At 65.7% G+C, this 21,863-nt stretch carries 9 protein-coding genes; 5 read left to right on the top strand and 4 right to left on the bottom strand.

The genetic code is table 11. From position 1 onward, the window contains the following. The first annotated feature begins 118 nt into the window (after positions 1–118). Positions 119–1,330 carry an ISL3 family transposase gene (locus ACY34H_RS22885; RefSeq protein ID WP_464975433.1) on the top strand — a complete coding sequence of 404 codons (1,212 nt, stop codon included), beginning with the start codon at positions 119–121 and terminating at the stop codon, positions 1,328–1,330. Positions 1,331–1,472: 142 nt separating this feature from the next. Here ACY34H_RS22885 and ACY34H_RS22880 read toward each other — a convergent pair whose 3' ends face one another. Both ACY34H_RS22880 and glnE read right to left on the bottom strand, forming a co-directional pair. Beyond that, complete coding sequence (locus tag ACY34H_RS22880) at positions 1,473–4,430, bottom strand: TonB-dependent receptor domain-containing protein (protein WP_464979769.1); 2,958 nt, start codon at positions 4,428–4,430, stop codon at positions 1,473–1,475. A 193-nt stretch (positions 4,431–4,623) separates the two neighbouring features. Beyond that, positions 4,624–7,353: a bifunctional [glutamate--ammonia ligase]-adenylyl-L-tyrosine phosphorylase/[glutamate--ammonia-ligase] adenylyltransferase gene (glnE, locus tag ACY34H_RS22875; protein WP_464979768.1), complete on the bottom strand. Its 2,730-nt coding sequence runs from the start codon at positions 7,351–7,353 to the stop codon at positions 4,624–4,626. A 264-nt stretch (positions 7,354–7,617) separates the two neighbouring features. Between glnE and ACY34H_RS22870 the strand changes: the two genes are divergently transcribed. The 3 genes from ACY34H_RS22870 to tldD all read left to right on the top strand — a co-directional run bounded on the left by ACY34H_RS22870 (position 7,618) and on the right by tldD (position 14,247). Next, the gene (locus ACY34H_RS22870) at positions 7,618–11,865 is read left to right on the top strand and encodes a YhdP family protein (protein WP_464979767.1); all 4,248 of its coding nucleotides are present in this window, start codon (positions 7,618–7,620) and stop codon (positions 11,863–11,865) included. A gap of 7 nt (positions 11,866–11,872) precedes the next feature. Next, a complete protein-coding gene (locus ACY34H_RS22865; protein ID WP_464979766.1) occupies positions 11,873–12,682 on the top strand; it encodes a carbon-nitrogen hydrolase family protein in 810 nt (269 codons plus the stop codon). 104 nt (positions 12,683–12,786) lie between these two features. Continuing rightward, positions 12,787–14,247 carry a metalloprotease TldD gene (gene tldD / locus ACY34H_RS22860; RefSeq protein ID WP_464979765.1) on the top strand — a complete coding sequence of 487 codons (1,461 nt, stop codon included), beginning with the start codon at positions 12,787–12,789 and terminating at the stop codon, positions 14,245–14,247. Positions 14,248–14,331: 84 nt separating this feature from the next. On the opposite strand, the gene ACY34H_RS22855 is transcribed toward tldD, so the two are convergent. After that, a complete protein-coding gene (locus ACY34H_RS22855; protein WP_464979764.1) occupies positions 14,332–16,986 on the bottom strand; it encodes a TonB-dependent receptor plug domain-containing protein in 2,655 nt (884 codons plus the stop codon). Between the two features lie 486 nt (positions 16,987–17,472). On the opposite strand from ACY34H_RS22855, the gene aroG reads away from it, so the two are divergent. Continuing rightward, on the top strand, positions 17,473–18,531 hold the full coding sequence (gene aroG / locus ACY34H_RS22850) for a 3-deoxy-7-phosphoheptulonate synthase AroG (protein WP_464979763.1): 1,059 nt from the start codon (positions 17,473–17,475) through the stop codon (positions 18,529–18,531). 181 nt (positions 18,532–18,712) lie between these two features. Here aroG and ACY34H_RS22845 read toward each other — a convergent pair whose 3' ends face one another. Continuing rightward, positions 18,713–21,499 carry a TonB-dependent receptor domain-containing protein gene (locus ACY34H_RS22845; RefSeq protein WP_464979762.1) on the bottom strand — a complete coding sequence of 929 codons (2,787 nt, stop codon included), beginning with the start codon at positions 21,497–21,499 and terminating at the stop codon, positions 18,713–18,715. Between the last annotated feature and the right edge of the window lie 364 nt (positions 21,500–21,863).

Below are 21,863 nucleotides of genomic sequence, written 5' to 3'. Positions count from 1 at the left end.
GGTTCTTCGCGGGGAATGGGGGAAGACGGGATTGACGATCTGAGCAGGAAGTGGTGGCGGGGGTCTGAAGTTGGTAGATTGATAGTCGCCAAACAAGTCAATCTTTCAAACCACCGCCATGCTCAATGCTATGTCGTCTCTCCCGTTTTGGGAAGGCCATATTCTCGACTCCGTCCAAGAACAGAAAGACGGTTCCCTGCTGATCGTTCTCGAACCCTGTCCGACAAGTGATGCTTTGTGTGGGTCGTGCCGCCAGCCTTGCGCCTTGGTGCATGAGCGCCGAAGACGCAAGGTGCGCGACCGCGATATTCTGGACAAACGCGTCTGGCTTGATGTGCCAGTGCGGCGACTGGACTGCCATCACTGTAATGCACGGGTTGCCGAGCACATTGTCTGGCTTGACCGGCGTTCACGCATTACGCATCGTGTGCGCCTGTGGGTCGAGGCGCTGGCGCAACTGCTTCCGATAGCACATGTGGCCCGGCTGACCGGCCTACACTGGCATACCGTCAAAGAGATCGATCATCGGCGCTTGAAGCACTTGCATGCTGACTTCTCAGCAGAGGGTGTACGGCGCCTGGTGATGGACGAATTCGCCCTGCACAAGGGACACCGCTATGCCACTGTCGCGCTCGATGCTGAACGGATGCGCGTATTGTGGGTTGGAGAAGGCAATAGCCGGGAAGCGATCCGGCCATTTTTCGAGATGCTGGGACCGGAAGGCTGCCAGCGGATTGAAGCCGTGGCGATGGACATGAACACGGCTATGGATCTCGAAGTGCGCCAGCAATGCCCCAATGCCGAGGTGGTCTACGACCTATTTCATGTCGTGGCCCGTTTTGGCCGCGAAGTCGTTGACCGGGTACGGGTCGATCAAGCCAATGCACTACGTGCAGAGCCAAAAGCCCGTCAGGTCATCAAGCGCAGCCGATGGCTTTTGCTGCGTAATCGCGACAATCTCAAAACCGACCAGGCGATCAAACTTGACGAACTGCTCGCCGCCAACCAGCCCTTGGCAACGGTCTACCTGCTCAAGACCGAACTGAAAGAGATCTGGTATGCGCCATCGGCCTGGGAAGGTGCTCGTCGATGGAAAACCTGGCTCAAGCTCGCCCTGGAAAGCCAGATCGCACCGCTGATCCAGTTCGCTAAACGCTTGGCCAAATACCGGCGCGGTATCTTGGCTTCGGCCATCTATCCGATGAACTCATCCATCCTGGAAGGCGTCAACAATCGCATCAAAGTGATCAAACGCATGGCTTACGGATTCCGGGACGCATCCTACTTCTTCTTGAAAATCAAGAATGCGTTCCCCGGCAAAGTGCGATGAACCTAAAAAAAGGCGCCTCGGCGCCTTTTTTGTTGCCCGAATTCGGGGTCTGACCCCGGTTTTGGGCAATACAAAACCGGTGACGGACTCCTTTTTTTGAAACATTTCCTGGAAATCGGAGCCGGTCACCGTTTTTCCTGCATCACAGGCTGAGCCGCAGGCCGGCGTAGTAGCGCCGGCCGATCGGGTCGTACGTGCCGGCCACGGTTTCCGCGCCGGTGTCGCTGCCGGGCAGGCCGGAAACGATCGGCGGCGCTTTCGTGTCGAACGCGTTGTCGATGCCCAGGTAGACCTGCCATTTCTTGTTGAAGTCATACGAGAACTGGAAGTCCTGGTAGGTCTTCGAGCCGACCGTCACGCCATTGCGGGGAATGTCGAACTGGGCCAGGAACTGGTCGTCGAGCGCCGCCTTGCCGATGAACGTGGTGGTGCCGTTGATGCTCCACGGGCCCCATTTGTAGGCCAGGTTCAGCGTGGCGCGGTTTTTCGCGGCGGAATCCACTTCGCCGGCCCAGTAGTCGCGGTCGGCGCCCGGCGTCGGCACGTCGTAGCCTTCGCGCAGCCAGGTCCAGGCCAGGCGCGTCGACAGCCGGCCCGGGCCGACGCGATCCGCCCACGAGACCGTCACGTCGACGCCCTCGGTGGCCACGCCGCCGCTGTTGCTGACCAGCGAGTCGATGTATTCCAGCGAGCCCGAGCTGTTGCCGCCGATCCGCGTGGGGCGGCGCGTGATCACGTTGCACAGCGAAGCGTCGCCGCCATAGCAGTTCTCCAGCGCAAACTGGCGCGGCATGAACACCAGCGCATCGTCGATCGTGATGTCGAAGTAGTCGACCGTGAAGGCGAAGTTACGGATGACGGGGATCGAACGCGGCGTCCACACGAAGCCGACGGTGGTGGACCAGCCTTTCTCGGCCTGCAGGTTCGGGTTGCCGCGGTCGTAGCCGCTGATGCCCTGCACGTCGGCCTGGTTCAGCGTGAACGCACCGTTGGCCGCGATGTTTTCCATCACACCGGGAGCGGCCCGGCAGGCCGCGTCGCGCGCACCCGACGACGAGGCCGTCACGCCTTCGCACGGGTCGACGATATCGGCCGGGAAGGTCTGCTGCGGCGGCTGGAACAGTTCGTTGATGTTCGGCGCGCGGGTCGACAGCGCGCGCGTGGCGCGGAATTTCAGGTCGCTGATGGGCGACCATTCCACGCCCGCGTTCCAGCTGCTGGCATAGCCGACGGTGGAATAGTTACCGCGGCGGAAGGAGCCGGACACATCCAGCGCGCGCGCGAACGGCTGGTCCTTCAGGATCGGCACGCGGACCTCGGCGAACAGTTCCTTCACGTTGAAGTCGCCGAAGGTCGGCGGCAGTTCGTTGCCGCCATTCAGGCCGGCCTGGGTCAGCGCATCGGGCACGGCACTGGATTCCTCGCCACGCCATTCGAAGCCTGCCGCGAAGCCGACCGCGCCGGCCGGCAGGTCGAAGAGATCGCCGGTGATGGAGCCGCCGGCCAGTTTCTGCGTGATCTGCGTTTCCAGGCTGCCTGGCGCGCCCACGTACTTCAGTGCTTCCGGCGAGATCGAGCCGTAGCCGAACACGTTGATCGGCACGCAGCCCTGCAGGCGCGCGTTCGGGTCGCGGCAGACCGTCTCGGTGGTGTTGCCGTTGTTGTTGGCATCGTCGACGTCCTGGATTGCTTCCAGCGCATTGCGGAAGTTCAGCACGTTCACCTGGCCCGTCGAGCTTTGCGCTTCCTTGGTCTGGCCATAGGCCACGAAGGCTTCGTAGTTCCATTGGCGCAGCAGGTTGAAGCTGCCCTTGATGCCGCCGGCCAGACGGAAGGTATCGCGGTTGGCCTCGGCCCCGCGGGTGCCCACCTCGGCCATGCGGCGCGTGAAGTAGTAGTCGCGCAGGCCGTCGCCATCGGTGTCGCTGATGCGGTCGTACAGGTATTGCGGCACGATCGGGTTGCGGCGCAGCGTGCCGTCGACGAGGAACTCGGCCGGCACCTGGCCGCCGCTGGCCGGATAGATGTCCTCGGCGCCCAGCGCGAAGGGTTCGATGCGCGTCGCCACGCGGGTGGCCGCATAGTTCCCTTCGAAGAACAGCGAGTGATTCTCGTTGAGCGCCATGTTGCCCGTGGTGGCCAGCAGGTAGCGTTCGGTCGGCACGGCGATCGAGCGGTATTCGGAGCGGTTGAAGCCGGTGGCCGCCTGGGTGGCCGAGCCGTTCGTGTTCCAGGGGATCACATTGCCGGCCTGGTCGTACGTGTAGCTGCCCTCGTCATGGAAGAAGCGGCCCTGCGGTGCGAAGCTGGAATAGAACGGCCGCACCACCTTGAACAGGTCCTCCGGATCGCCCTCGGAGTTCTGGTCGACGGCTGTCGCGGCGCGGTCGCGCGAATATACCGCGCCCTGCTTGGTGTAGCCGAAGTGCGTCATGATGTTGCTGGTGCCTTCGGCATTGCTGACGCCCCACGTCGCCGAGAATTTCTTCTTCGTGTCGTCGTGCTTCGTGCTCTGGCCGCCCTGGGCGTCGAGGATCAGGCCGTTGAAATTGCGCTTCGTGATGATGTTGACGACGCCGGCCACGGCATCCGAACCATAGGTGGACGACGCGCCGCCCGTCAGCATGTCGACGCGCTCGATGAAGTCGGTGGGGATCACGTTCAGGTCGACCGCCGTTTCGCCCGGCATGCCGGCGACGAAGCGGCGGCCATTGAGCAGCACCAGCGTGCGCGACGTGCCCAGCGAGCGCAGGTCGACGGTCGAGACGCCGCCGCTCGAGGTCTGGAAGTTCGAGTTGGTGCGGCTGACCGTGGGCGTGCCCAGGGTCGGGTTCTTCAACAGCAGTTCCTGCAGGTTGGTGACGCCGGAGGCGGCGATGTCGGTGGCCGTCAGCACCTGCAGCGGCGACGCCGATTCGGCACCGGGCGCCCGGATTCGCGAGCCCGTCACCTGCACCGTCTGCATCGGCGCTTCCTGCGCCGATTGCGCGGGTGCCGCCTGGACTGGCGCCTGCTGGTCCTGGGCCTGTGCATTCATGCCCACCAGTACGCTGCCAAGGCACATCAGGCGGACGGACTGCGAAAGTAGTTTCTCTCTCATTCTGTTGCTCCCCTGGTTGATCAAACGGTCGACGCAGGATCACCTGCCGATGGAATGATCTTTAGCCAGGGGTGCAAAAACTACAATTAATTTCAACCGAACGGCGGTAAATTGTGTGGAACGTACAACGTTCCGCGCCAACCGCCAGTCATTGTTCGGTGCCAGCCACCGCGGTCCAGGCCGCTGGCTCCGCCTATTCCCCGAACAGGGTGCGCCACAGCCGCGTCACGTTTTCCGCATGCAGCGCCACGCGCAGCGGATCGACGTGCGACTGCTCGCCACCCTGCAGCCGGATCTGGTGCTGCAGCTTGCGCATCGCCCGGTAGGCGTCGCCGACCTGGGCGGCCAGCGCGGCATCGATCAGGCCCAGTTCCGCGCAGATGCGCAGCAGCGCGATATTGCCCCGGTTGGCCGTCAGCTCGCGGTGCTGTCCGGCATGCTGCAGCACCAGGTATTGCACGATGAACTCGATGTCGATCATGCCGCCGGCATCCTGCTTCAAATCGAAGCTTTCCGGCCGGCTCGGATAGGCGTCGTGCATGCGGCGGCGCATCGCCAGCACTTCCTGCTTCAGCTCCTCGCCGGTCACGCGCGGCTGGCGCAGCACCTCGCAGCGGATCTCCTCGAAGCGCCGGCCGATGTCGGCATCGCCGGCACCGAAGCGGGCCCGCGTCAGCGCCTGGTGCTCCCATACCCATGCCGACTGTTTCTGGTAGCGCTCGAACGCGGCCACCGACGACACCAGCATGCCGCTGGCGCCGTCCGGGCGCAGCGCGGTGTCGATGTCGAACAGGATGCCGGCCGGGGTGTGCGTGGTCATCCACGTGATGAAGCGCTGCGCCAGCTTGGCGTACAGGCCGGGCGCTTCCTGGTCGTCGTCGTCGTACAGGAAGATGACGTCCAGGTCGGAGACATAACCCAGTTCCTTGCCGCCCAGCTTGCCATAGGCGATGACGGCGAAGCGCGGCACCTCGCGGTGGCGCCTGGCGACGGTGCGCCAGGCCGCCTGGATCACCGCGGCCACGATCACGTCCGCCAGCGCGGACAGGTGGTCGGCCAGCTTTTCCACCGTCAAATCGCCGGCCAGGTCCTGCGCCAGCAGGTGGAACAGCTGCGCATGGTGCACTTCGCGCAGGATGTCGAGCTGGCGCTCGGTGTCGCCTTCGTAGACGGCCAGCTGGCCATCCAGGTCCTGCGCCAGCGCCACCGGGTCGAACACGGCGGTGCGGATGCGCTCGTCGAGCAGCTCGTCGAGCAGGATCGGGTGCTGGGTCAGGAACGTGGCGGCCCAGGCGCTGGCATGCATCATGTCGATCACGCGCGACAGCGTGTGCGGATACTCGGTCAGCAGCGACAGGTAGGAGGAGCGCCGCGCGATCGCTTCGAGGAAATCGAGCAGGCGGCCCAGCGTGCCCAGCTGCGTGCCGACCGGATTGTTCTCGGCGGCCCGGGCAATGCGGGGCAGGGCCGCGTTGATCAGCGCCACGAACAGCTGGCGGCTCGCTTCCGGCATCGACTGCACGCGCGGCGCCTGCCAGGTGGCGATCAGCCGGCGCGCGGCGGCGGACGGGTTGTCGTAGCCCAGGCTGGCAAAGCGCGATTCGATCGCCTCGAAATTGTCCGGGTCGGCGCATTCGTTGCTGGTGGCCGGATCGATTTCCTCGTCGCCGGCCTTGTCGGCGAACATCGCGTCGAACTGCTCGGCCACGAAGCGCCGGTGCCGTTCCAGTTCGGCCAGCAGGGTGGCCGCATCGGCCAGGCCCATCATGCGTGCCACCGTTTCGCGGTCGGTGTCGTTCGGCGGCAGCGTATGGGTTTGCGCGTCTTCCAGGTATTGCAGCCGGTGTTCCAGGTTGCGCAGGAAGGTGTACGAATCGAGCAGGCGCTCCACGGTATCCGCCGCCAGCAGGCCCTTGTCGGGCAACTGGCGCAGCGTGGCGCGCGTGGAACGGTCGCGCAGGCTGGGATCGCGGCCGCCGCGGATCAGCTGGAACACCTGGGCCAGGAACTCGATCTCGCGGATGCCGCCACGGCCCAGCTTGACGTTATGGCTGCGCTCCGGGTGCAGCCGTTCCTGCCGGTTCACCTCGGTGCGGATCTGCATGTGCATGGTGCGGATCGCATCGATGACGCCGAAGTCCAGGTAGCGGCGGAAGCAGAACGGCCGCACGATCGCATCGAGCGCGGCGATATCCTCGGCGCGGCCGGTCACGGCGCGCGCCTTCACCCACGCATAGCGTTCCCATTCGCGGCCCTGCACGATCAGGTATTGCTCGACCATGCCCAGGCTGGCCGCCAGCGGGCCGGAGCCGCCGTTCGGGCGCAATGCCATGTCGACGCGGAAGGTGAAGCCGTCCTCGGTGATCTCGGCGATCGCGGCGATCAGCTTCTTACCCAGCCGGACGAAGTACTCGTGGTTCGACAGCACGCGCTGGCCAGGTGCGGTCGGCACGGTATCGCCGTCTTCGGGATACACGAAGATCAGGTCGATGTCGGACGACACGTTCAGCTCGAAGCCGCCCTGCTTGCCCATGGCCAGCACGATCAGTTCCTGCGCCACGCCCGACTCGGCGCCCGTCGGTACGCCGTGCGCCGCGCGCATCTCGGCATCGAGCTCGGCCAGGTGGGTGCGGATCGCGAAATCTGCCAGCCGCGTTACCGCCGTCACCACCTCGTTCAGGTCGGCCTGTCCCTCCAGGTCACGCCGGATCAGGCCGGCAATCAGCAGGTTGCGCAGGCGGCGCATGCCGCGCCCCGTGGGCAGCGTGGCACCATCGCGTTCCACGGCCAGCAAGGCCTCCAGGTCGGCGCTGTCCAGTGACTGTTGCACCAAAGAATCGATCTTTGCCTGGCGGTCGGGCGCGGCGGCAAGCCAGCGCTGGTAGAAGCGGCTGCTGGAAACTGGGGAGACGTGAGAGGACATGAAAGGGTTTCGTAACGTTGTGTAATGGTCAGCTTTGTGCGGCCTAGTTTAACCGGGCCTTGGGGTAGAATGGGCACCTCTCGTGCCATGGGGGCACTTGACAACCGATCGTGACATAAAAGCGTCTAATTTCGTGCAATTGCCTACGAAACTTCGTCGCTGCTATGGGTCGCGACGTTGCCAGGTGCCCCTTTGGCGTGAATGGACCGATTTTTATTTTTGCTGCTGCCCCATGCTTGCAGCGGCTGACCCAGGGATTGTGCGTTGACGGAACAAACGGCAGAGAAAGAGCTGACAGGCGAGGGCCCGCTGGTTGCGCGCTGGCACCGCCTCCAGGCTGCTTACCGCCTGTGCAACCTGGCCACCCACCACATACTGGGATTCACGATCAAGCTGGTGCTGGTCGTGTACTTCGCGCTGGCGCTGCTGTTCCTTGCGCTGCGCTGGGTCGTGCTGCCCAATATCGATCACTACAAGGACGATATCGAACGGCTGGCCAGCCGCGCCGCCGGCAATCCCGTCACGATCGAACGCATCTATGCTTCCTGGTCCGGCCTGCGGCCGAACCTGTTCCTGGGCGACGTGGTGCTGCGCGACGACGCGGGCCGGCAGGCATTGCGGCTGCCCAGCGTCTCGGCCACGCTGTCGTGGTGGAGCCTGGCGTCGTTCGGCGTGCGCTTCGAATCGCTCGAACTGATCCGGCCGAACCTGGACGTGCGGCGCGAGGCCGATGGCAAGCTCTATGTGGCAGGCGTGCTGCTCGACCCGAACCGCAAGGATGACGGCAGCGGTGCCGACTGGCTGCTGGCGCAACGCGAGATCGTTATCCGCGAGGGCCGGGTGACATGGACCGATGCGCTGCGCGGCACCGCGCCGCTGGCATTGCAGGACGTGCACGTGGTGCTGCACAACAGCTGGGGCCGGCATCGCTTCGGCATCAGGGCCGCGCCGCCGCGCGGGCTGGGCGGCACGCTCGACATCCGCGCCGATTTCAAACAGCCGGCATTCACGCAGCATGCGGCCGACGTCAAGCAATGGCGCGGCACGCTGTATGCGGCCGTGAAGGGCGCCGACCTGGCCGCCTGGAAACCGCACCTGCCGTATCCGCACGAGCTGGAATCCGGCCGCGGCAGCCTGCAGGCCTGGTTCGACATCGACCGCGCCCGCCTGACGGGCGCGACGGCCGACGTGGCGCTGGACGACGTCGTCGCCACGCTGGGCCCGGATTTGCCGCGGCTGGACCTGGCCGCCCTGGCGGGACGGCTTGCCTTCAGCGAGGACAAGGCACCGCGCGGCGCCGACCGCAACGCGCCCGGCGCCTACGGCCACAGCGCCAGCGTGACCGGCCTGACGCTGCGCACCCGCGACGGCGCCGTGCTGGCGCCGACCACGGTGGCCGAGCGCACCACGGCCGCTACGAAAAGCACTCCGGCGCGCACCGAAGTGACGGCGCCGGCGCTGGACTTGCAGGCGCTGGCCGGGCTGGCCACGCGGCTGCCGCTGCCGGCCGCCCAGCGTGGCCTGCTGGCCGACCTGGCGCCGCGCGGGCGGGTGGAAAACCTGCATGCGCAGTGGCAGGGGCCGCTGTCGGCACCGGCCGGATGGCGGATCAGGGCGGACCTGCGCGAATTCGGCGTGGCGGCGCTGGCCGCGCGCGCGGCCGTGCCGGCGGATGGCACATCGGCCGCGTTGCCGGCCATTCCGGCCCTGCCGGGTTTCGAGCGGCTGTCCGGCACCATCGATGCGCGTGACAGCGGCGGCAGCGTGGTGCTCGACGCGCCCGGTTTCGTGCTCGACATGCCCGCCTGGTTCGACACGGCGAAAATGCCGTTCAGGAAGCTGGTGCTGGATGCCTCGTGGTCGCGCGACGGCGACGGCATGCGCGTCGACCTGGGCCAGCTGGAATTCGACCAGGACGGCCTGACGGGCAAGCTGTCCGGCAGCCACGTGCTGCCGGCCGGGAAAGACGGCAGGCTTGCCGGCCCCGGCATCGCCGACATCGAAGGCCGGCTGGATGGCTTCACGATCAACCGCATCGGCCGCTACCTGCCGATCGCCACGCCGGAACACCTGAAAGCCTGGCTGACCGGCGCGCTGCAAGGCGGCAGCGCGCACGACGTGTCGCTGCGGCTGGCCGGCGACCTCGCGCATTTTCCCTTCGCGGCCGATACGCCCGATGCCGGCAAGGGGCAGTTCCGCATCGCCGGCCGCATCCTGGACGGCAAGCTGAACTACGAGCCGGCCCATTTCGCGCCGGATGGCAAGTCGCCGCTGTGGCCGCTGGCCGAGCAGATCCGCGGCGGCTTCGTGTTCGAGCGCGCGCGCATGGAGATCCGCGCCGATACCGCCAGGACCGGCAACGTCGCCCTGGCAGACGTGAAGGCGGTCATCGCCGACCTGATCCACCACGACAGCGTGCTGGAAATCGACGGCAACGCGGCCGGCGCGATGAGCGATTACCTGCGCTACGTGGCCAACAGCCCGGTGCTGGGCTGGATCGGCCACTTCACCGACCAGACCACGGCCACCGGCAACGCGAAACTGGCGCTGCGCCTGGACCTGCCGCTGAACCGCCTGCTCGACAGCAAGGTCAACGGCACGCTGCAATTGCAGGGCAACGACGTGACCTTGTGGAACGACATGCCGCCCGTGCTGCTGGCCACCGGCAAGATCGAATTCAACGAGCGTGGCGTCAACCTGAACGGCTTGAACGGCACGCTGCTGGGCGGCCAGCTGAGCGTCGGCGGCGGCACGCAGCGCGACGGCACGATCGCCGTGCGGATCGGCGGCAACGTCACGGCCGACGGCCTGCGCCGTACCTATCCATCGCCGGCGATGCAGCGGCTGGCCCGGCACATCAAGGGCGGCGCCCGCTACAACGGCCTGGTCACCGCGCACAACCATCGCTACCAGGTCGTCGTCGAATCGCTGCTGACCGGGGTGGACCTGGATTTCCCGGCACCGCTCGTCAAGAATGCCGCCGATGCGCTGCCGCTGCACTTCGTGCTGAACGGCGCGGCCACCGATGAAGCGGGGCTGGCGCGCGACGATATCCGCATCTCGCTCGGCAACACCGTGGCCGCCTATTACCAGCGCCAGCGGCAAAACCGCGGGCAGGAGCGCGGCGCATGGCAACTGCTGCGCGGCGGCATCGGCGTCAACACGCCGGCGCCGGAGCCGGACAGCGGCATGGGGCTGAACGTCAGCATGAAAACGTTGAACGTCGACGAATGGCTGGCGCTGGGCACCGACATCGCCGGCGCCGGGGAAGGGAACGGCGGTGCCGGAACCGGCGGCGGCGAGGGCATGAACCTGGCGCAGTACATCGTGCCGGAAACGATGGCGGCGCGCGCCGACGAACTGATCCTGGCGAGCCGCAAGCTCGACGGTGTGGTGCTGGGCGCCACGCACCGCGGCGGCACCTGGCAGGCCAGCATCGATTCGCGCCAGGCCAACGGCTATATCACCTGGGCCGAATCGCCGACCGGGCGCGGCATGGGCAAGGTGACGGCCCGCCTGTCCAGCCTGATCATCCCCGAATCGGCGGCCGGCGACGTGAAGGACATGCTGGAACAGTCGGCCAGTTCGCCGGCCATTCCCGCCCTCGACATCGTGGCCGAGCGCTTCGAGCTGTTCAACCGCCCGCTGGGCAGCCTGGAGCTGCAGGCCTACAATGCGCTGATCACCTCGTCGCGCGAATGGCGCGTATCGAAGCTGGCGCTGGTCAATGCCGACGGCGCGCTGCACGGCACCGGCCGCTGGGTCAGCCGCGGCGGCCGCCAGGACGACCAGCGCGGCCGGCAATCGGGCGAGCGGCACAACACCGCGCTCAATTTCAACCTGGAGATCCACGATGCGGGCAAGCTGCTGGAGCGCTTCGGCTTTGCCGACACGGTCAAGGGCGGCAAGGGCAAGCTGTCCGGCGATATCGCCTGGCAGGGGTTGCCGTACTCCCTCGATATTCCCACGCTGTCCGGCAAGCTCGACCTGAACGTGGAAAAGGGCCAGTTCCTGAAGCAGGATCCGGGTGCGGCGAAACTGCTGGGCGTGCTGAGCCTGCAGGCGCTGCCGCGGCTGCTGAAGTTCGATTTCAACGACGTGTTCTCGCAAGGGCTGCAGTTCGACGGCCTGACGGCCAATGCGCAGATCGACCGCGGCATCGTGAAGACGGAGGACCTGAAAATGCACGGCGTGCAGGCGACCGTGCTGATGGCGGGCACGGCGGACATCGCCAACGAGTCGGCGGACCTGCACGTGGTCGTGATCCCGGAGCTGAACTTCGGCACCGCGCCGCTGGTCTACGCGCTGGCCGTCAATCCCGTGATCGGGCTGGGCAGCTACCTGGCCCAGCTGTTCCTGTCCCAGCCGATGATGAAGGCGCTGACGTACCAGATGCAGGTGACGGGGCCGTGGAAGGCGCCCGTCATCACGAAACTCGACAACAACAGGCTCGAATCCGGCCGCAGCGACCTGGCCACGCCGGATCTGTCCACCACCACCCGAACCCAGTGAGGCCGTCATGACCACCGTTCCCAACTTCGTTGCCGCCGTCCAGATGGTTTCCACGCCCGACGTGGCCGAAAACATCGCCACCGCCCGCCGCCTCGTCGGGCAGGCCGCCGCGAACGGTGCCGGCCTCGTCGTGCTGCCCGAGTACTGGCCGGTGATGGGCATGAGCGATACCGACAAGGTGGCGCTGGCCGAACAGCTCGGCAGCGGCATCATCCAGGCCACCATGGCCGAGCTGGCACGCACGCACGGCATCTGGCTGTTCGGCGGCACGCTGCCGCTGGTCAGCGGCGAGGCGGGCAAGGTGCTCAACACCACGCTGGTGTTCGACCCGGCCGGCGCGCAGGTGTCGCGCTACGACAAGATCCACCTGTTCGGCTTTGCCACCGACACCGAATCGTACGACGAGGCGCGCACCATCGTGCCGGGCAAGCATGTCGGCACCGTCGAGACGGGCGCCGGCAAGGTGGGCATGGCGATCTGCTACGACCTGCGCTTCCCGGAGCTGTTCCGCGCGATGGGGCCGGTGGACCTGATCGTGGTGCCCGCCGCGTTTACCTACACGACCGGGGCGGCGCACTGGGACACGCTGCTGCGCGCCCGCGCCATCGAGAACCAGTGCTACGTGCTGGCCGCGGCGCAGGGCGGCACGCACGTCAACGGCCGGCGCACCTGGGGCCACAGCCAGCTGATCGACCCGTGGGGCGAGGTACGCGCGATCATCGAGGAGGGCGAGGGCGTCTGCGGCGGACTCGTCGATCGCGAGCTGATCGACAGCGTGCGGCAGAAGCTGCCGGCGCTGCGGCATCGGACCATGTGAGCTTGAAGAATGCAAGGCGCCGACGATGCAGGCGCGGCGGGGCGGCGGCGTCCGCCCGATGAATCCACTACAATGACAGCCAGTCATAGCTCGGGAAATACACCATGAAACCATTCGAACCGAACCTCACGTCGCTGGCCGTCGCGCGCGATGTATTGCTGACCCCGTTCGGCCTGGACGAAGGCAAGCTGATCAAGACGCTCGGCACCATGTTCACGCACAAGGTCGACTACGCCGACCTGTACTTCCAGTTCACCAAGAACGAAGGCTGGAGCCTGGAGGAAGGCATTGTCAAGACCGGCAGCTTCTCGATCGACCAGGGCGTGGGCGTGCGCGCCGTGTCCGGCGAGAAGACCGCGTTTTCGTACTCCGACGAGATTTCCGAAGCGGCGCTGCTCGACGCGGCCGCCGCCACGCGCACCATCGCGCGCGCCGGCGCCGGCAAGATCAAGGTGGCCGGCAGCCTGGCCCAGCAGGGTGGCCGTTCGCTGTACCTGCCGCATGATCCGTTGACCTCGCTCGATGCCGCGGCCAAGGTGAAGCTGCTGGAAAGGGTGGAAAAAATCGCCCGCGCCAAGGATCCGCGCGTGGTGCAGGTGATGGCCGGCCTGGCCGGCGAATACGACGTGGTGCTGGTGGTGCGCAGCGACGGCGTGCTGGCGGCGGACATCCGCCCGCTGGTGCGCGTGTCGGTCACCGTCATCGTCGAGCAGGACGGCCGGCGCGAGATGGGCTCGTCCGGCGGCGGTGGCCGCTACGACTACGGCTATTTCACCGACGAACTGCTGACGCAGTACGCCGAAGATGCCGTCAAGGGCGCGCTGGTCAACCTGGATTCGCGCCCGGCCCCGGCCGGCCCGATGACCGTGGTGCTGGGCCCGGGCTGGCCCGGCATCCTGCTGCACGAGGCGATCGGCCACGGCCTGGAAGGCGACTTCAACCGCAAGGGCTCGTCCACGTTTGCCGGCCGCATCGGCGAACGCGTCGCGGCCAAGGGCGTGACGGTGGTCGACGACGGCACCCTGCAGGACCGCCGCGGCTCGCTGAACATCGACGACGAGGGAAACCCCACGCAGTGCACCACGCTGATCGAGGACGGCATCCTGCGCGGCTACATCCAGGACACGCTGAACGCGCGCCTGATGAAGATGCCGGTGACGGGCAACGCCCGCCGCGAATCGTTCGCGCACCTGCCGATGCCGCGCATGACGAACACCTACATGCTGGCCGGCGACAAGGACCCGGGCGAGATCCTCGCCTCCGTGAAGAACGGCCTGTACGCGGTGAACTTCGGCGGCGGCCAGGTCGACATCACGAACGGCAAGTTCGTGTTCTCGGCCAGCGAAGCCTACATGATCGAAGACGGCAAGGTCACCTACCCGGTGAAGGGCGCCACGCTGATCGGCAACGGCCCGGACGTGCTGAACCGCGTATCGATGATCGGCAACGACATGAAGCTGGACCCGGGCGTGGGCGTGTGCGGCAAGGAAGGCCAGAGCGTGCCTGTGGGCGTCGGCCAGCCGACCCTGCGCCTCGACGGCGTGACCGTCGGCGGCACCGCGTAACCTCGCTCCGCCACTTCAAAATTGGGGACGGACCCTGTTTTTCAGGAAATTTCCTGAAAAACAGGGTCCGTCCCCATTTTTTGGTCAGAACGTGTAGGAGCCGCGCAGGTAGAGGGCCCGGCCGATCGGGTCGGTGTAGCGCGGGTCGTAGCCTTTCTGGAACACGGTGCCCTGGTTCGAGAACGGCGGATCCTTGTCGAACAGGTTCTTCACGCCGGCGGTCAGCGTGACATTCCGGAAGCCTGTGTAGGTGCCCGACAGGTTCACCAGGCTGTACGACGACACGCGGTTGAAGTACTCGTCAGCGACCAGGTTCTGGTCGTCGTAGCGCGTCTTGAAGTTGTGGGCGACGGTGGCGCTCCACGCTCCGGAGCGCCACGACAGCGCCGCGTTGTGGCGCCAGCGGAAGACCACGTTGTTGTCCGCATAGCGGCCGACGTTCTGGATGAACTCGCCCTCGCGTTCGTTCTGGTACTCGTAGCTGTGCACCCACGTGCCGTCGAGCGTGAACGTGAGCCCGCCCCAGCTCTGGTTCGGCGTGCGCGCCGTCAGGCTGACGTCGATGCCGTCCGTTTCCACCTTGCCGAGGTTTTCGTTCAGGTCCAGGATCGCGTTCGGCGAACCGTCCGCGAAGCGCAGGAAGCGGTCGCGGTACCGCTCGAAGTTGCCGAAAATGGTCTGTTCGGGCAGCGCGCCGATCTTGTCGCGCAGGTGGATGTCCCAGTAGTCCACCGCCAGCGTGATGGCCGGCACCGGTTCGAACACGGCGCCGACCGAGAACGTGCGCGACTTCTCGGGCTTCAGGTCGGGATTGCCGCCTTGCAGCTTGAACTGCTGCAGGTCGCAGTCGCGCAGCGGATTGGCGCCCGGCTGCGGCACGCCGCCCGGGCACAGGATCGGATCGTCGTAGCTGTTGCTGGTATCGTTGCGCGACAGCGGGGCGTTCTTCTCGAACAGCGTGGGCGCCCTGAACCCCGTGCTGGCCGAGCCGCGCAGCACCAGCGCCTGGTGCGGCTGGAAGCGCAGCGACGCCTTGGGATTCCAGGTGCTGCCGGCATCGCTGTAGTGGTCGTAGCGGGCGGCCAGCGAGGCTTCCAGGCTTTTCATGAACGGTGCACTGACTTCGCCGAACACGGCCTGGATCGTGCGGCTGCCATCCTTCGACAGCGAGCCGGACAGGCCCGAGCTGGTGGCCTGGCTGGCGATCTCGCGGTTGACGTTGAAGTCGGCGTTCTCGTGGCGCAGCTCGGTGCCGAGCGCGACGGCGAACTTGCCGCCGGCCATGTCGAACAGCTCGCGGCTGGCCTTGAGGTCGAAGGCCGTCTGCTGGTTCTTGGCATCCTGCACGCGGCCGCGCAGCGCCGTGGTGGCCAGATAGGCGCGGCCCGCTTCGTCCTGCAGGCCGAACGGGTTCAGGATACCGTTCAGGACGCCCGCGGCAAAGCTGGCATCCTGCACGTAGCCGCCCGTGAAATTCTCTTCGGAACGGCTGACCGAGAAGCTCAGGCCGCCCTGGTAATCCCAGCCGGCAATGACCCCTTCGAGTGAGCCGACCAGGCGCGTGCCCCGGCCTTTCGACTGGATCTGGCGCTGTCCGGCCTCGGTGGGCCGCCAGCTGACATTGAGCGGGTCACCGGACAGCCCGGGCTGTGCCGGCACGCCGCCCGCGTTGCCCGGATAGAAGGGGCTGGTCGATGGCAGGACCAGGCCGGTCTGCGGCGGCGGCGCGGTGCGCGACATCACGTTGTTCACCGAGTACAGCAGTTCGACCGACGCGGTGTGGTCGGCACCCAGCTTCATGCTGGCCTTGCCGTAGGCGGTGACGTGCTCCTGCTCGGGGATATTGTCGATCAGGCGCGTGTAGTCCTGGCGGCAGGTGCCGTCGCTGGCGCGCGGGACCGACAGCGGCGCATCGCAGCCGGCGGCGAAATACGGGTTGCCTGCCACCTCGCTGCCGGGGTCGAAGTAATTGGCCGGGAACGGCGTGCCCGACGTTTCGTTGAGGCCGCGCGACGGGATCACGCCGGTGGCCGAGAAGGGCCGCTGCTGCGACGTCATCACATCTTGCTTGTGGTAGTCGAACACGCCCAGCACGCTCCAGCGGTCGCGGTCCAGGTCGCCGCCGCCGGCGGTCAGGTTGGCGCGCCGTTCGCGCCCGCCCGTCTCTTCGGGAAACGTGGCTTCCAGCGCGATGGTGGCGCGGTCGACGCCGCGCTTGGTGATGAAGTTGATCACGCCGCCGATCGCATCGGTGCCGTAGATCGCCGAGGCGCCGTCGCGCAGCACTTCGACGCGCTCGAGCGCCGCCACCGGGATCAGGTTCAGGTCGACGCTGGCGCCGTCGTACGGGTGGGTGGCCAGGCGCCGGCCATTGAGCAGCACGAGGGTCTTGTCGCCGCCCAGGCCGCGCAGGTCGGCCGTGGCCTGGCCGCCGGTCGGCAGGCCGCTGGCATTGCCGCCCACCGCGTTGGCGGCGCCGAAGCTGCTCTGGTTCGACGGGATCCGGTCCAGCACCTCCTGCGCCGTCGTCAGGCCCTGCTTGACGAACTCCTCGGCGCGGAACACCGTCAGCGGCGTTGCCGTTTCCGACTGGATGCGCTTGATCGACGAACCGGTGATTTCCACCCGGGCGACCTGGCCTTCCTGGGCCTGCTGGGCGTGGGCGGACAGGGAAGCGAGTGCGAGGGGGATGGCGGCGAGGCGGAGGAAGCGGGGAGAGCGTGGGCGGGAGGTATTCATGGACGGGGATTCTCCTCAAGTAGTTGCGTGGAACTGCCAGGAAGTAGCCGATGCTTTCACTTATATGCATCAGCTCGCAATAACACTTTGACACGGTATTGATCGTCCACAAATCGTTGTTGAATAAAATGCATTCGACGGCGCGTTTTTGTTGTAGCCATGCTGCCGTCCCACGTGTGCTAGCGCCGCGTATGCCGAACTGGCCGGTAGGGCAATGCCTTCCGTCAAACAATTGCTTGCCAAACCGCGCGGCTTGTTGTTATAGTGAACTCAACTCATAGGACCTGTTTCCATGCACCGCTTTGTTTTCTTTACCGGCTTTTTCTACTTTTGGCTCCCTGCCTCCAGGCGGTTGAGTAAAGGCCGGTGCACGTAAGCGAGAAGCAAACGAGTCCAGCAGATACGAATAAACCGCCAGTGATGGCGGTTTTTTTTTACCTGCATTTTCCAGACCATGATCACGCCGCATTTTTCCAGGAGAGCACCATGCAACGCACCGACGACCTGCGCATCCGCGAGATGAAGGAACTGACGCCCCCTTCGCACCTGATCCGCGAATTCCCCTGCACCGAAGCCGCTTCCGCCACGGCGTCCGGCGCGCGGGTGGCATTGCACCGCATCCTGCATGGACAGGACGACCGCCTGATGGTGGTCATCGGCCCGTGCTCGATCCACGATCCGAAGGCGGCGATGGAATATGCGCGCCGCCTGGTCCAGGTGCGCGAGCGCCTGAAGGACGACCTGGAAATCGTGATGCGCGTGTACTTCGAGAAGCCGCGCACCACGGTGGGCTGGAAGGGCCTGATCAACGACCCGTACATGGACAACAGCTTCCGCATCAACGACGGCCTGCGCATGGCGCGCGAACTGCTGCGCGACATCAACGAGCTGGGCCTGCCGGCCGGCACCGAGTTCCTCGACGTGATCAGCCCGCAGTACATCGCCGACCTGATCGCCTGGGGCGCGATCGGCGCCCGCACCACCGAATCGCAGGTGCACCGCGAACTGGCGTCGGGGCTGTCGTGCCCGGTGGGCTTCAAGAACGGCACCGACGGCAACATCAAGATCGCCGTCGAAGCCATCAAGGCCGCGTCGCAGCCGCACCACTTCCTGTCGGTCACGAAGGGCGGCCACTCGGCGATCGTCTCCACCAGCGGCAACGAGGACTGCCACGTCATCCTGCGCGGCGGCAAGGCGCCGAACTACGACGCCGCCAGCGTCGCCGAAACCTCGGCCGCGATCGCCGGCCACGGCCTGGCCGCCCGCCTGATGATCGACGCATCGCACGCGAACAGCTCGAAGAAGCCGGAGAACCAGGTACCGGTCTGCGCCGACATCGCCGGCCAGGTGGCCGGCGGCGACACGCGCATCGTCGGCGTGATGGTCGAATCCCACCTCGTCGCCGGCCGCCAGGACCTGGTGCCGGGCAAGGAACTGACCTACGGCCAATCCGTCACCGACGGCTGCATCGACTGGGAAGCCAGCGAAAAAGTCCTCGACCAGCTCGCCGACGCCGTCCGCCAGCGCCGCCTGAAGGGAGAATAGAGAACGAAATATTGCCTGAAATCGGGGTCTGACCCCGGTTCCAGGCAATATTTCCTAAATTCGGGGTCTGACCCCGGTTTTTGGCAACAACTCCTGCTGCGCCCCGGTTTCGCGCAAAAAAAAAGCGGCGCACGAGGCGCCGCTTTTCGTTGGGCCACCGGGCCGCGAGGCCCGGGGGACATCAGAACCGGTAGGAACCGGAGATGTACAGCTGCCGGCCCAGCGCGCTGGAGTAGGCAGGGTTGTAGCCCATCTGGTGCGAACCGGCGTTACGCAGCGACAGCGGCGGGTTGCGGTCGAACATGTTCAGGAAGCCGGCCGAGATTTCCACGTTGTTCAGCGGGCGGTAGGCCACCTGGTAGTCGAACGTGGTGTAGCTCGGCACGTCGAGCGTGACGGCCTGGCATTCGCCCGAACCGACCGCGATCACGGTGCAGTCGTCCACGCTCCACGCCTTGTCGACGTAGCCGTTGCGGTACGAAGCGGTCAGCGTGTGCGTCAGCTGCTTCGTCTCGAACGACGTCGACGCCTTGATCACGTGGCGGAAGCTGACCATGTCGTTGCTGCCGTAGCGATTCAGGCTGGTGGTCCAGACGTCGTCGGTGCCCGGCTCGGTGTAGCGCGAGCGCAGCAGGTACGTACCGGCCAGGCGGTTCGTCAGGCGGCCGCCCCACACGTTCATCTTGTGGGTCAGGTCGTAGTCGATGCCGCGGTTTTCCGTCTTGCCGATGTTGATCGGCGCATAGATGATCGCCAGCTCGTTGGCACCGGTCGAGTTCAGGTACTTGGTGGTGTACAGGTTCGCGTACGTGACCGGGTCGGCGAAGATGCGCGATTCGGCAACGTCGCTCACCTGGTCGCTGATTTCCACGTTCCACAGGTCCAGTGCCAACGACAGGCCGTTCAGCGGTTCCCACACGGTGCCGATCGACCACTGCTTCGACTTCTCCGGCTTCAGTTCCGCGTTACCTGCGCGGAATGCCTCGAACTGCGTGCGGCCGATGCCGTTGCAGTAAGACGCCAGCGGATGGCTGGTGCCGGCCAGCGGGCAGTTGTAGGTACCTGCGGTGACGCCCCAGTCTTCCTGCACGCCGGCGATCTGCTGCATCGTCGCGGCGCGGAAGCCGGTGCCGGCCGCGGCGCGGAACATCAGGTTCTTCGTGGCCGAGTACTTGCCCGACAGTTTCCAGGTGTTGGCGCTTTCGGTGTCGCCGTAGGTCTTGCCGCCGACGTTGTCCTTGACGGCGCCGATCCGGTCGTAGCGCGCCGAGGCGGTCACTTCCAGCGACTTCGTCAACGGCATCATCAGCTCGGCGTAGGCACCCGCGTTGGCGCGGTGGTAGCCGCTGTCGACGGCGCCGCCTTCATACAGGATCTCGGCGTTTTCCGCGACACTCTCGGAATCCACGTGATAGTTGGTGTCGCGGTAGTCGACGCCCACGCCCAGCATGGCGGTGCCGCCCGGCAGCTTGAACGCTTCACGCGAGCCCCGCGCATCCCAGCCCTTCATGATCACGGTCTGCGTCTGGTACAGGCCGGAGAAGCCGGTGCCCAGCAGCGTGTTCTTCATCGCCTCCGGCATCTGGCCCAGGCCGTAGCTGAACGGGTCCAGCAGGCCGGCATCGATCGCCGATTCGAACTTCGCAGCCAGCGGGAAGCCCCTGACGTAGTCCTGCGTCTGGCGGTTGCGCGACCAGGTGAACGCCGAGTTCAGGTCCCAGCCGAACGCACTGCCGTCCACGCCGGCCACGAGGTGGGTGGCCTTGGTGCCGTAGTCGTACGTGCGGTTGCCCATTTCCATCAGGCGGTAGTTCGCATTCACGGCCGTCACGCCGGCAGCCTGTTCGGCGGTCAGGTACGGCAGGATGTACTGGTTGTACAGCGACGAGTCCTTGGCAATCGAGAACTGCGCCGGGAACGGGGCGATCGCCGAACGCACGTTGGCTTTCGTGAACGCGAAGTCGTAGAAACCGCGGAAGCCGGTATTGCCCAGCTTCAGTTCGCCAGAGCTGAACACGCCATCGCGCTTCGTTTCAGGGTTGATCTCGATGGTCGACGAGGAATCGAAGTAGCAGTTGCCGTCGCCGTACAGGTCGGCGTTCAGCGGTGCGCAGGCGCCGTTGTGCGAAAGTGCGTACGGGTTCAGGTTCACAGCCTTCGCCGTGCCGTCGGCAGCCGTGTAGCGCACCGAGGCGTTGGCCGGCAGCGCGCGGCTCGAACCGGTCGCGAACAGCATTTCCTTGCCGGTGGCCGGGTCGGTGAAGTTGATGAAGCCGCTCTTGGCGAAGTTGCGCTGCGAAGCCTTCAGCGACTTCTGCACGTCGTGGCTGGCGGAGAAGAACACGCTGTAGCCGTCTTCATCGATGTCGCCGAAGCCTTTCGAGATGGAGATCGAGTTCGATGCGCCGCCGGAACGTTCCGGGTTGTTGTACTTGGCGTCGATCTGCCAGTCGGAAGCACCCTTCTTCAGGATGAAGTTGACGACGCCGGCAATGGCGTCGGCACCGTACAGCGCCGAGGCGCCGTCGGTCAGCACTTCCACGCGCTCGACGGCGGACAGCGGGATCGAGTTCAGGTCGATCGTGGTGCCGGAATTGGACGGCGCGATGCGGCGGCCGTTCAGCAGCACCAGCGTGTACTGCTCGCCGATGTCGTGGATGGATGCCGTGGTAACGCCGCCACCACCGCCGCCGACGGACTGGGCCGCCGCGGTGAAGCCCTGCATCGCCGGGATCTGCTGGATGAAGTCGGTAACCGTGGTGACACCGGTTTTCTTGATGTCCTTCTGGTTAAAGGACTGCACCGGCAGCGACGCTTCGGCGGCGATGCGCTTGATGGACGAGCCGGTGATCTCAACGCGTTGCATGGGCTGCTCGCCGGCTTCCTGCGCGGTCGCGGCATGCATGCCCATCGCCAGGCTGCCCGCGAACATTACGCGCAGCGAGCGAGACAATACTTTCTCAATCATGAAACTTCTTTCAGGTTATTGCGAACGACAAAGCGGCGGCCGCCCGGGTAGGGCGGCCGCCGGCGCAGCCCATGCTGCAACTGGAAGTAACTGGTATACAGTAACCACTAGCCCCTGTGATTCTCACAAATAATCACGGGGGTGCGTATCAAACCATCTATCGATGCTTCTTGTCAATTTTTGTTCGGCGAATGTAAGGAAAAGTAGCGGACCGCTGCCAAGGATTTGTCAAATGAACAAAGTCCTTACGAAGCGTTTGGTAGTTACATCAATAGAATGTACATCTGTGAATTCGGAGTTGGCAAAGGGATGCCGACGACATACCCAGCATGCGATGGTATGTTACGTAAATACAACAGATAAA

The organism is Pseudoduganella sp. jia 9 (assembly GCF_055502615.1).
The sequence above is the reverse complement of the archived record's forward strand: the minus strand, read 5'-3'. Positions and strand labels throughout refer to the sequence as shown.

Coding starts and splice junctions, on each gene's coding strand:
- glnE (WP_464979768.1), bottom strand. CDS start 7,353: ATGTCCTCTCACGTCTCCCCAGTTTCCAGCAGCCGCTTCTACCAGCGC.
- aroG (WP_464979763.1), top strand. CDS start 17,473: ATGCAACGCACCGACGACCTGCGCATCCGCGAGATGAAGGAACTGACG.
- ACY34H_RS22885 (WP_464975433.1), top strand. CDS start 119: ATGCTCAATGCTATGTCGTCTCTCCCGTTTTGGGAAGGCCATATTCTC.
- ACY34H_RS22845 (WP_464979762.1), bottom strand. CDS start 21,499: ATGATTGAGAAAGTATTGTCTCGCTCGCTGCGCGTAATGTTCGCGGGC.
- tldD (WP_464979765.1), top strand. CDS start 12,787: ATGAAACCATTCGAACCGAACCTCACGTCGCTGGCCGTCGCGCGCGAT.
- ACY34H_RS22880 (WP_464979769.1), bottom strand. CDS start 4,430: ATGAGAGAGAAACTACTTTCGCAGTCCGTCCGCCTGATGTGCCTTGGC.
- ACY34H_RS22855 (WP_464979764.1), bottom strand. CDS start 16,986: ATGAATACCTCCCGCCCACGCTCTCCCCGCTTCCTCCGCCTCGCCGCC.
- ACY34H_RS22865 (WP_464979766.1), top strand. CDS start 11,873: ATGACCACCGTTCCCAACTTCGTTGCCGCCGTCCAGATGGTTTCCACG.